Here is an 11022-nt window from a genome sequence, read left to right on the forward strand (position 1 = left end):
CACTGTCCGCCCTTGGGAGTCGGTGATGCGGCCATCGTCCAGCACCTGCAGCAGGATGTTGAAGACATCCGGGTGGGCTTTTTCCACCTCGTCAAACAGCACCACCGAGTAGGGGCGTCGCCGCACCGCCTCGGAGAGCTGCCCGCCTTCTTCGTAGCCCACGTAGCCTGGAGGAGCTCCGATTAGACGAGAGACCGAGTGCTTCTCCATGTACTCGGACATGTCGATGCGCACCATCGCCTCGGAAGTGTCGAAGAGGAACTCCGCCAAGGCACGGGCCAGCTCGGTTTTCCCCACGCCAGTGGGCCCCATGAACAGGAAAGAGCCGATGGGGCGATTGGGATCCTTCATGCCGGCCCGGGCGCGCCGAATGGCTGCCGCTACGGCGGCTACCGCCTCGTCTTGGCCCACCACCCGCTGGTGCAAATGGGCTTCCAGGCGCAGCAGCTTCTGCTTTTCCGACTCCATCAGGCTGGTGACTGGGATCCCGGTCCAGCGGGAGACGATCTCAGCGATATCTTCAGGAGTCACTTGCTCCCGCAGCAGCGGCTCGCCGTTGGTCTGCAGCTTGGCCAGGTGAGCCTCCTGCTCTTGGATTTGCCGCTCCAATTCCATCAGCTTGCCGTACTTGAGCTCGGCAGCGCGGTTGAGGTCATATTTTTGTTCAGCCTGTTCGATTTGAAGCTTGACGGCGTCCCGCTCGGCTTTAAGGCTTTGCAGGCGTTCGATAGCCTCTTTTTCAAATTGCCAGCGAGCATTCAACTCCCGTTGTCGCTCCGTCAGGTTGGCCAGCTCCTGCTCAATTTTGCTGAGGCGATCTCTAGAGGCAGCATCATCTTCTTTTTTCAGGGAGAGCTCCTCCATCTGCAGTTGCATGATGCGCCGGTCGATCTCGTCTAGCTCGACGGGCTTGGAGGTAATCTCCATCTTCAGCTTGGCCGCCGCCTCGTCCACCAGGTCGATGGCTTTGTCGGGCAGGAAGCGCTCGGAGATGTAGCGGTTGGAGAGCACCGCTGCCGCCACCAAGGCGGAGTCGCTGATTTTGACCCCATGGTGCAGCTCGTAGCGCTCTTTGAGGCCGCGCAGGATGGAGATGGTATCTTCCACCGAAGGCTGATCCACGTACACCGGCTGAAAGCGGCGTTCTAGGGCCGCATCTTTTTCGATGTGCTTGCGGTATTCATCCAGGGTGGTGGCGCCGATGCAGCGCAACTCGCCCCGCGCCAGCATGGGTTTGAGCAAGTTGCCGGCATCCATGGCCCCTTCGCCGGCCCCGGCGCCGACAACGGTGTGCAACTCGTCGATGAAGAGGATGATCTGGCCTTCGGATTCAGTGACCTCTTTGAGCACAGCTTTGAGGCGGTCTTCAAATTCCCCGCGGTACTTGGCCCCGGCAATGAGAGCGCCCATGTCCAGAGCAATGACTCGCCGGTTTTTCAGAGACTCCGGCACATCTCCCCGGTTGATGCGCTGGGCTAGGCCCTCCACAATGGCTGTTTTCCCCACGCCGGGTTCGCCGATGAGGACGGGGTTGTTTTTGGTGCGGCGGGAGAGCACCTGAATGACGCGGCGGATCTCGTCATCTCGCCCGATCACCGGGTCCAGCTTCCCTTCGCGGGCCGCCTGGGTGAGATCGCGGCCATAGCGCTCCAGGGCTTCGTAGCGGGATTCGGGGTTTTTGTCGGTGACCCGCTGTTTGCCTCGCACCTCTTTGATGACCGGTTTGAGGCGCTCTACCGTCAGGCCCAGGGGTGCCAAGACCCGCTTGCCCACCCGCTCATCTTGCAGGGATCCCAAAAACAAGTGCTCCACCGAGATGAAATCATCGCCGTACTCTTTGCGAAACTCCTCGGCCCGATCCAGGGTGGTTTCCAGGCCGCGACCCAAGTAGAGCTGATCCACCCGCGCCAACTTGGGCTGCTGGTTGATGAAGCTTTCCACTTTATCCCGCACCAGCCTCGGATCGATACCTGCCCGTTGCAGGAGGGTTTGGGTGAGCCCCCCCTCTTGATCCAGAAGGGAGATCAGCAAATGCTCGGTTTCCAACTGTTGCTGCTGGTGCCGCCGGGCCACATCTTGGGATTGGACAATGGCGCTCCAAGCTTTTTCGGTAAATTGGTTGGGATTGGTGGGCTGCATAGGAGTTCGGCAGAGCTTTGCTACTCAGTATAGGAAGGCAATACAGACACAGGGAGCACCCTGGACTCTTTCGGGGCAGTAGAGCTGGGTGCCGGAAGCTCCGGTAGGATCTTCCTGATCTAGGTATCGCCTATTTTGCCAGAGCCAGAGTTCGCAACAACCGTCCTCTCCAGCTGCGATCCATGGAGGGATCCCCGCCTTATTCTTCTTCTTCGTAGGGACGGCCTTCCCCGATTACCGCCAGGTCAATTTGTTGGCGGTAGTAATCCACGTTCTTAATCTGCACCTCCACCCGATCCCCCAGGCGAAACTGGCGCCGACTCTTGCGTCCCACCAGCGCCTGCTGACGGCTGCGGTACTCGTACCAATCGTTTTTCAGGGTGCTGACCCGCACCAAGCCTTCCGCCAAGATGGGATCCACCTGGACAAAAAAGCCGTAGTTCTGGACACCGATGATTAGGCCGGGGAACACCTCTCCCAGGTGCTTTTGCATGAACTCAGAGCGCTTCAGGCCCATCAGCTCCCGTTCCGCCTGCTGCCGGATCCGGTACCCCTCCTGAATTTTGGGCAGTTGCGCCTGGAGAAACGCCTGCCATTCCTCCTGCACCTTTGGCGGCAACACTTGCCAGTCGATTTGGCCGTAGCCGCTGGGGCCGTGCAGATCCACCACAGTTTTGGAGCGAGGGCTGCGGCGATCGCGTCCTTTGCTCAGGGCCAGGTGCAGAGCACGCAAATTGAGCAAGTCGGCATAGCGGCGCAAGGGGGCCGTAAAGGTGGCGTAGGGTTCTTTGAGGCCCAACCCAAAATGGCCCAGGTGTTCTTCCAGAGGCTGGAGACGATACTCGACCGGGGGCAAGGTGGCCAGCATCTGCGCCACCAAGGCCGGGCTCGCGCCAGAGGCCAACACATCGGGAGCGGTGATGCGGGCACAAATCCGCTGCCAGTCCGCCAGAGTTACGACAGCGGGATCTTGCAAATTCAGATCCAGCTTCATGGCATTGGCCAGGCGCAAAAAGCTCTGCAGGGCCTCGGCGGCAGGGGCAGGCTGCACGCGGGCCAAAGAAGGGATCCCCAACTGGCGCAAATGGTGGCCCAGGATTTGGTTGGCCAGCAGGAGAATTTCCGTCATCAGGGCATGGGCGCCGAGGCGATCGCTGATCAAGAGGGGGCCGTAGCCGCTTTCGTCCGCAGAGTGGGGAGTGAGCAAATCCAACAGGGGCAGGTCAAATCCCCCCGCCTGGTGACGTTTGGCCCGTAGGATCTGGCTAAGGCGCAGCAGGTTTTGCAGCAGGGCCATCAACTCCGGCACTTCTTCGTCGGGGCCCAAGTCGGCGGTGGTGGCCAAAAGAGCCTGCACCTGACCATAGGACAGGTGAGCCCGCGATTGCACCAGGCTGGGGTAAATCTCGAAGTTTTGTACCACCCCTTCTGGGTCGAGGGTCACTAGCAGTGAATAGGCCAAGCGCTCCTGCTGTGGCAACAGAGCCAGGCGGTTGTGCACCTCCGGCGGAAAGAGAGGCAGCACCATCGTATCGAGGTAGACGGTGGCCGTCCGCTGCTGAGCCTCTTGCTCCAAGGGGTGGTCGGGATCCAGCCAGTGGGCTACGTCGGCAATGTGGATCCCCAGCAGCCAGTGGTCATTCTCTTGCCGCTGCAAGGAAACAGCCACGTTGGGTTCCAAGCCGTGGGGATGCTGCAGATCCAAAGGCTCCAAAGTGATGCAAAACCAATCGCGCAGATCGCGGCGGCCCTTTTGGTCAGAGCGGCTGAGCTTTTTGGGCAGAGCTGCTGCTGCCTCCAACACTGGAGCGGGAAACTCCTGCGGTAGGTCGTACTTGCAACAGACCAAATCTGCATCGATGGAGGCCTCTGGGCCGTCGCCCAAAATTTTGCGAATGGTTCCGGTTGGGGGCAGATCCCCCAGCGGGTAGCGATTCACCTCCACATAGGCCACCCGACCTTCCGCCAGCTCGACAGGGGATCCCTCCGTCAGGGCCAGCTCGAACAGCAGCCGGTCGTCCAAGGGCACCACCCGAAAACCCTGTTCCGTCTGTTTGAGGCGACCCACCAGGGCAGAATTGGCCCGCTCCACAACGGCCACCACCTCTCCCTCAGGGCTGCGGCGACGGTTGCCATCTTTGGTGACCCGCGCCAACACCTGATCCCCATTCCAGGCGCCGCTGAGGTTGCTGCCGTGGATGTACACATCCTCCACCCCCGGCTCGTCCCGAATGGCGAAGCAAAAGCCTTTGCTGGAACAGCGCAAACGCCCCACCACCAAAGATTCGTCCGGCTTGCGCCGATAGCGAGGGGGATCCCCTAGTCGTTCCAGAAACCCGGCCCGCACCAGGCCATCTAGGGCAATCTCGAGCATTTCCGGCGCTTCTGGGTCGGGGGACTGCAAGAGGGCAAGAAGAGTATCTTTGTCGGTCAATTGATCGGGAGGCTGAGAGAGAAAATGCTGAAAAATTCGAGAGAAGTCCATTTTGGGTATTGGCAAAAGAGGAGAGAAGAAGAGGGGTTAAGACATCACAAGACCCAACCCATTGGCATTAGTCACGCTGGCCGGTGACAATGAAGGCAACCCGCTGGCCGATGTTGGTGCTGTGGTCGGCCAGACGCTCCAGGTAACGGATCGCCAGCAACATCAATAGAATAGGCTCGACCGATCCGCGAATGTCAGACTGCTGCGCCAACGTATTGTAAAGGCTAGTGTAATCTTCATCAACGGCGTCGTCTTCCCGCTTCAGTTGTCGGCCCAGGTCGGCGTCCAATTCCGTCAGGGCCACCAGGCTGTGGCTGAGCATTTTCTGGCAGCGCTGCATCATCACGCGAATGCGGCCCAGCTCCGGCGGCGGCGGGTACATGACCAAGCGCAGGGCCACTTCGGCCAAATCTTTGGCGTAGTCGCCAATCCGCTCCAGATCGCGTACCAGTTGCATCAGGGTACTGATCCAGCGCAGATCCCGCGCCACCGGGGAGCGCAAGGCAATCAAATTAATACAGTCTTTCTCGATTTGACGATAAAAACGGTCAATTTGCTTGTCTTGGGCGATTATCTGTTCGGCGGCGGCCAAGTTCTGTTCAAACAGGGCCTGCTGGGCCAAGACCACCGATTTTTCCACTAATGCCCCCATACGCAGCACGTCCTGCTGAATCCGCTTAATCTGAAGTTGCAGCTCAGCTTGCCCCATGGCTTTCTCCCATGGATGTGGGCAGGGGGGGGAAGGGTTGCAGTTGTTTTGGATCACCAGAGCCAGCTGATCTCAATCATGGCAAACTTCGCCTGGAATAGGGGCAGGGAAGATGGCCAACTTAGGCGAAGATGAGAACAGCGGTTGCCCTCTGAGGGGGATTCGTCTGTCTGGAGTTCTCGGGTTGCTTTGTCATTGAGACGGTCTCATGGCTCTCCCCCCTATCGTTGTGTTGGACGATGATCCCACCGGATCCCAAACCGTTCACAGTTGCCTGCTCCTCACCCGCTGGGATCCGCAGACTTTGAAGCTGGGGTTGCAGGATCGTTCGCCGATTCGCTTCATCCTCACCAATACTCGGGCTTTGCCCCCGGCGAAGGCAGCGGAGGTGACGCGGTCGGTATGTGGGGCGTTGAAGGAGGTGATGGCGGAGCTGGGATGTGAGCAGGCTATTTTCGTCAGCCGCTCCGACTCGACTTTGCGGGGGCATTACCCCCTGGAAACGGATGTGATGGCAGCAGAGCTGGGGCCTTTTGATGCCCATTTTCTGGTGCCGGCCTTTTTTGAGGGAGGGCGCATCACGCGGCAGAGCACCCATTACCTGCGGGTGGAGGGCCGCTGGATCCCGGTGCATGAGACGGAGTTTGCTCGGGATGCGGTGTTTGCCTACCACCACAGCTATTTACCCGCTTATGTACAGGAGAAAACCCAGGGGCGGATCCGGGCTGAGCAGGTGGAGCGATTGACCCTAGAGCAGATTCGCGCCGGCTGTCTGGAGCGGCTTTTGAGTCTGGAGGGGAATGTCTGCTGTGTGGTGGATGGAGAAACCCAGGCGGATCTGGATCGCTTTGCCCAGGATGTTTGGGCGGCTATAGAGCAGGGGAAGCGCTTTTTGTTCCGCAGCGCCGCCAGCCTCCTGACGGCTTTGGCCCAGTTGCCGCCACAGCCCGTTCCCCCGGAACAGATGGGGCAGTTTGTTCGCTCCTCTCAACCAGGGGTGGTGATTGTGGGATCCCATGTGCAAAAGTCCAGCCAGCAGTTGGCCCGCCTTCTGCAGGAGCCTGAAACCCAAGGCATCGAGGTGGAGGTGAGGCGACTATTGGATCCCGACGCGGAGCTGCTGCCAGGGATCCTGGCCCAAGTTCACAGCGCCTACGAGAAGGGTCTGACGCCGGTGGTCTACACCAGCCGGGAGGAACTGACTTTTGAAAAGGGCTCCGTGGAAAGGCGCCTGGCTTTTGGGCAGAAGGTTTCGCGGTTGTTGATGGGCGTGGTGCAGGGGTTGCCGCCGGGAATTGGCTATCTCATCAGCAAGGGCGGCATCACCTCCAACGACACCCTCAGCGTTGGCCTCAACTTGCCGGCGGTGCGTCTGCTGGGGCAAGTCTACCCTGGGATCTCGATGGTGATCACCCCGTCCGATCATCCCCGCTTTCCCAACCTGCCGGTGGTGTTGTTTCCGGGCAATGTCGGCGAGGTGGATACGCTGGTTTTGATTCATCGTCGCCTCAAAAGTCGGGGCTTGGTCTAGAGTGAAGTTCCTCCTGCCGATGGCTGAATTCGTCCCCCCGCCAGAAGCCCTGCCCACCTTGGATCGCTGGTGGGGATCCCTGCGGCAGAGGCGGAGGGAGTTACCGCCGACAGTCGTGCAGCAGGCTTCCCAGAGCTTGGGCAGCTGGGAGGTGGATGTTGTCATTGCCGGTGGCACCCTGGGGATCTTCTTGGCAGCGGCTTTGGCCAAGCGGGGCTGGCGGGTGATCCTGCTGGAGCGCGGGATCCTGCGGGGGCGGGAGCAGGAGTGGAACACCTCACGCCAGGAGCTGCAGGTGTTGTTAGAGCTGGAGCTGCTTACCCCGCCCGAGTGGGAGGCAGTCCAGGTTACCCACTACCCGAGGGGGCGGATTGGCTTTGGGGAGGGCCCCCACTGGTGGGTGGAGGGAGTGCTGAATGTGGGCGTGGATCCAGTCAGCCTCCTGGAGTTCCTCAAGCAGCATTTCCTGGCCTGGGGGGGCCAAGTGTGGGAGCAGACTGCCTTTCAAAGTGCCACCGTTCACCCCGATGGGATCTGCCTCCAGACCACCAAGGGACAGATCCGTGCTCAACTGCTGGTGGATGCCATGGGGCACCGCTCGCCCATCGCGGCCCAGGCTCGCCAAGGGCAGCCGCCAGATAGCGTCTGTCTGGTGGTGGGATCCTGTGCCCAAGGGCTGCCAGACCAACCCAGCGGGGATCTCTTCTACAGCTTTACCCCGGCCCAGAATGGCTACCAGCCCTTTTGGGAAGCCTTCCCCGCCCGCGATGGGCGCACCACCTATCTTTTTACCTACTGCGACCGGGATCCCCGGCGGCCTAGTCTAGAGCAGCTCTGGCGGGATTACTGCCGGCTGCTGCCAGCCTACCAGGGGGTGGAGCTGGCCCAGATCCGCTGGGTGCGCAAGCTATGTGGCGTTTTCCCCGCCTACCGCCGCAGTCCGCTGCAACTGCCCTGGGATCGCCTATTGGCGGTGGGGGATAGCAGTGGCAGCCAGTCCCCTCTAAGCTTTGGCGGCTTTGGCGCCATGTTGCGCCACCTGGATCGCCTACAGCAGGGGATCCACGAGGCCCTGGCGCAACGGCAGTTGAACCAGGCAGCCCTGGCCCTGCTGCAACCCTACCAGCCCAACTTGGCCGTGACCTGGCTATTTCAGAAGGCCATGATTCCCCCTCTGCAGAACAAAAGTTGGGATCCCAATAGCATTAACCGCCTGTTGAGCAGGGTGTTTGCGGCCATGGTTGCCGCTGGCCCCCAGGTGGTGCAGCCCTTTTTGCAGGATGTGGTGCAGTTTGGCGGCTTGGCCCAGGCCCTGTGGGGGGTGACGCGTCGGGATCCCAGCTTGGTAGCCAGACTTTTGCCTCGGTTGGGGTTGCCGGAGCTGGTGGCATGGGCGGGCCACTTTGGCGCCCTTGGCCTCTACGAGCTGCTGCAAAGGCTAACAGATCGCCCGGAGCCGGAAACCAACCCCCAGGACTACTTCTGGAAGCGGCGCCGCGAGGCTTGGCGCTACGGCTGCGGTCAAGATTACAAGTTATTTCCATAGTGATTCTGTAGATATTCTATCTGAAAATAGGGGCTTTGAACGAGCTTGAGACGTTCCCCTGACAATCTGCACCGCCGAGGCCCTAACTCGCAGTTTTTATCTCATTAGGAAGAGGAAAGTTGAGAGCCAAGGAGCGGTTGCACTACTGTAATTCAACATAGCTGCAATCAAGACACTCAAGAGATATCGAAACATTGTCAATGTGATCAAGCTCACCATTACGTTTCATGACGTTTGATATCCATAGTGGAAGAGTTGGGAATTCTTTATCCATCCACTCGTCAGTGTAGGAGTTAGCCATGGTTATTCTCGACTACAGCGATACAGACAGTGGCTTCTGGGCTTCGACTCCTCAGGGTTTGGTGGAGGTGATCAAGTTTCAGAATCACTTCTACGCCCGTCGGCAAGTGTACAAACGCGCCCAAGACGCGATATCTGCCTGTCGCGCCGACATTGAAAGGGGATTTCTTGGCATTGTGGTGCAGTTTGAGAATCACGCGGAAGTGTGGGCTCAACTGTCGCCGGGCGTACCCGTGCAGTCCCAACCAGAGGCTGCTCCTACGGGCAACCCTGCCAAGCCCAAGCTGACCTATCGCGGCCAACCGGTGAGCAAACCTTCCCGAAATCCCAGCCTCGCCCGCAGGCCCTTGCCTGACTCCCTCTATTTCCGCGGCGCGAAGATCGGCTAGACCGTTTCCGTTTGCCAGGTCTGGAGCGGTCGAGATTTCCCTTCTGGCCGCAGCCATCTGCGTTAGCGGTGCAAAGCACCATAGAGGCCCACCCCATAGCCCAGTACCTCAACCGGATCCCCTTGGCTTTCTGCCGGCAGTTGGGATCCCTTTCCCAACCACTGGGCCTCGTGGCTATCCAAAAGCTTCTCCCAGGTGCCGCCGGGCCAATGGGCATAGGTGACCGCCTGATTGGGGCTGAAGTTGAAAAGGGCAAGCAAAGCCTGGGATCCCTGGCGGCGGTGCAGAGCTAGGCCAGAGTTGGAAAAGAGCTCCACTTCCACTCCATCCCGCTCCAAGTGCTGGAGAGCCGGTTGGGTTTTGCGCAGCTGGATCAGGGCCTGGTACCACTTCCAGAGAACCTGGTGGTGACCGGCCTTTTTCAAGTCCCAATTGAGCTTGGAGCGCAGGAAAGTCTCTTCAGCTTGGGGATCCGGCGGCTCTCCCTGCCAGGCAAAGGCGCTGAACTCGCGGCGGCGTCCCTGTCGTACCGCTTCCACCAAATCGGGATCCCCGTGGCTGACAAAATACAGAAAGGGGGCCACCTCCCCGTATTCTTCCCCCATAAACAGCAGCGGCAGCATGGGGGCCAACAGCAGGGTAGCGGCAGCCAACTTGAGGCCCTCGAAAGAGGTGAGCTGGCTGAGGCGCTCTCCCAACATGCGGTTGCCCACCTGGTCGTGGTTTTGAATGCAGACAACAAATTGGGATCCCGGTCGCCCAACAGCGGAGTTGCCGTGACGCCTGGCGCGGTAGCAGGAGTACTGGCCAGAATAAACGTAGCTCTCCCGGTAAGCCTTGGCCAGGTGCTCCAATTCGCCAAAGTCCTGGTAGTAGCCTGTCTTTTCCCCGGTAAGCAGGGTGTGAAGTGAGTGGTGGAAGTCATCGCACCACTGGGCATCTAGCCCGTAGCCCCCTTGCTCTCGGGGGGTGATGAGGCGGACATCGTTGAGGTCGCTTTCGGCAATGAGAACCCTGGGCCGGCCAGTGCGAGCTTCTAGGGCATCCACCTGCTCTGCCAATTCCTGCAAGAAGGGGTAGGCGCTGAAGTCGTAGATGGCATGCACCGCGTCCAGCCGCAGCCCATCGAGATGAAACTCCTCCAGCCAGTACTCGGCATTTTGCAGGAAAAATTCCCGTACCCCATCGGAATGGCAGTCGTCGAAGTTGAGGGCATCCCCCCAAGGGGTGTGGTACTTGTCGGTGAAGTAGGGGCCAAAATCCCGCAGGTAGTTCCCCTCCGGCCCCAGGTGGTTGTAGACCACATCCAAGATGACGGCCAAACCCAGTTGGTGGCAGGCATTGACTAGGGCTTTGAAGCCTGCCGCTCCTCCATAGCTGGTCTGCACCGCGTAGGGATAAACACCGTCGTAGCCCCAGTTGCGCTCTCCTGGAAACTGGGCCACCGGCATCAGCTCCAGCACATTCACCCCCAACTCCACCAACTCCGGCAGGCGAGGGATCAGAGCAGCAAAGGTGCCCTCGAGGGTAAAGGTGCCTACATGCAGCTCGTAGAGGATCCACTGAGACAGGGGGATCCCCTTCCACCCTTGATCCTGCCAGTCGAAGCGGGGATCCACCACCCGCGAAGGGCCGTGGACGCCGTAGGGCTGGCAGCGGGAAGCGGGATCCGGCCGCTCCACTACCCCTGCTGAGGTGTGCAGGCGGTAGAGGTAGTCCACTGGCCCAGGTGGGATCCCGTCCACCTCCCCCTGCCAATAGCCCTGCTCATCCCGCACTAGAGTAAAGCAACGTTGGACAGGGCTGAGCAGCTTCAGCTCCACCTGCTCAACCAAGGGCGCCCACACCGAGAAGTGATAGCAGCCTGAGCCCAGGGGATAGGCGCCCATCCGCCCGGCCTGGAAGAAAGGAGAAGCCTGCAAC

At 60.0% G+C, this 11022-nt stretch carries 7 protein-coding genes; 3 read left to right on the forward strand and 4 right to left on the reverse strand.

Annotation, left to right across the window (positions count from 1 at the left end):
- The 3 genes from ACVW0C_RS09315 to phoU all read right to left on the reverse strand — a co-directional run.
- Positions 1-2139 (reverse strand): AAA family ATPase (locus ACVW0C_RS09315; protein WP_457385074.1); only part of this gene is annotated, 2139 nt, incomplete at its 3' end.
- Between the two features lie 199 nt (positions 2140-2338).
- Entirely contained in the window at positions 2339-4624 is a 2286-nt protein-coding gene (locus ACVW0C_RS09320) for a ribonuclease R family protein (RefSeq protein ID WP_457385076.1), read from the reverse strand.
- A 67-nt stretch (positions 4625-4691) separates the two neighbouring features.
- Positions 4692-5333, reverse strand: coding sequence for a phosphate signaling complex protein PhoU (phoU, locus tag ACVW0C_RS09325; protein ID WP_457385078.1), 642 nt, complete (start codon positions 5331-5333; stop codon positions 4692-4694).
- Positions 5334-5541: 208 nt separating this feature from the next.
- On the opposite strand from phoU, the gene ACVW0C_RS09330 reads away from it, so the two are divergent.
- The 3 genes from ACVW0C_RS09330 to ACVW0C_RS09340 all read left to right on the forward strand — a co-directional run bounded on the left by ACVW0C_RS09330 (position 5542) and on the right by ACVW0C_RS09340 (position 9099).
- The gene (locus ACVW0C_RS09330) at positions 5542-6864 is read left to right on the forward strand and encodes a four-carbon acid sugar kinase family protein (RefSeq protein WP_457385080.1); all 1323 of its coding nucleotides are present in this window, start codon (positions 5542-5544) and stop codon (positions 6862-6864) included.
- Between the two features lie 19 nt (positions 6865-6883).
- Positions 6884-8410, forward strand: a complete 1527-nt coding sequence (locus ACVW0C_RS09335; RefSeq protein ID WP_457385082.1) for an NAD(P)/FAD-dependent oxidoreductase — start codon at positions 6884-6886, stop codon at positions 8408-8410.
- Positions 8411-8709: 299 nt separating this feature from the next.
- Positions 8710-9099, forward strand: a complete 390-nt coding sequence (locus tag ACVW0C_RS09340; RefSeq protein ID WP_457385083.1) for a hypothetical protein — start codon at positions 8710-8712, stop codon at positions 9097-9099.
- A 62-nt stretch (positions 9100-9161) separates the two neighbouring features.
- On the opposite strand, the gene treZ is transcribed toward ACVW0C_RS09340, so the two are convergent.
- On the reverse strand, positions 9162-10988 hold the full coding sequence (gene treZ / locus ACVW0C_RS09345; protein WP_457385112.1) for a malto-oligosyltrehalose trehalohydrolase: 1827 nt from the start codon (positions 10986-10988) through the stop codon (positions 9162-9164).
- Positions 10989-11022: the final 34 nt, after the last annotated feature.

The sequence above is a fragment of the Thermostichus sp. OS-CIW-26 genome (genome assembly GCF_054058395.1).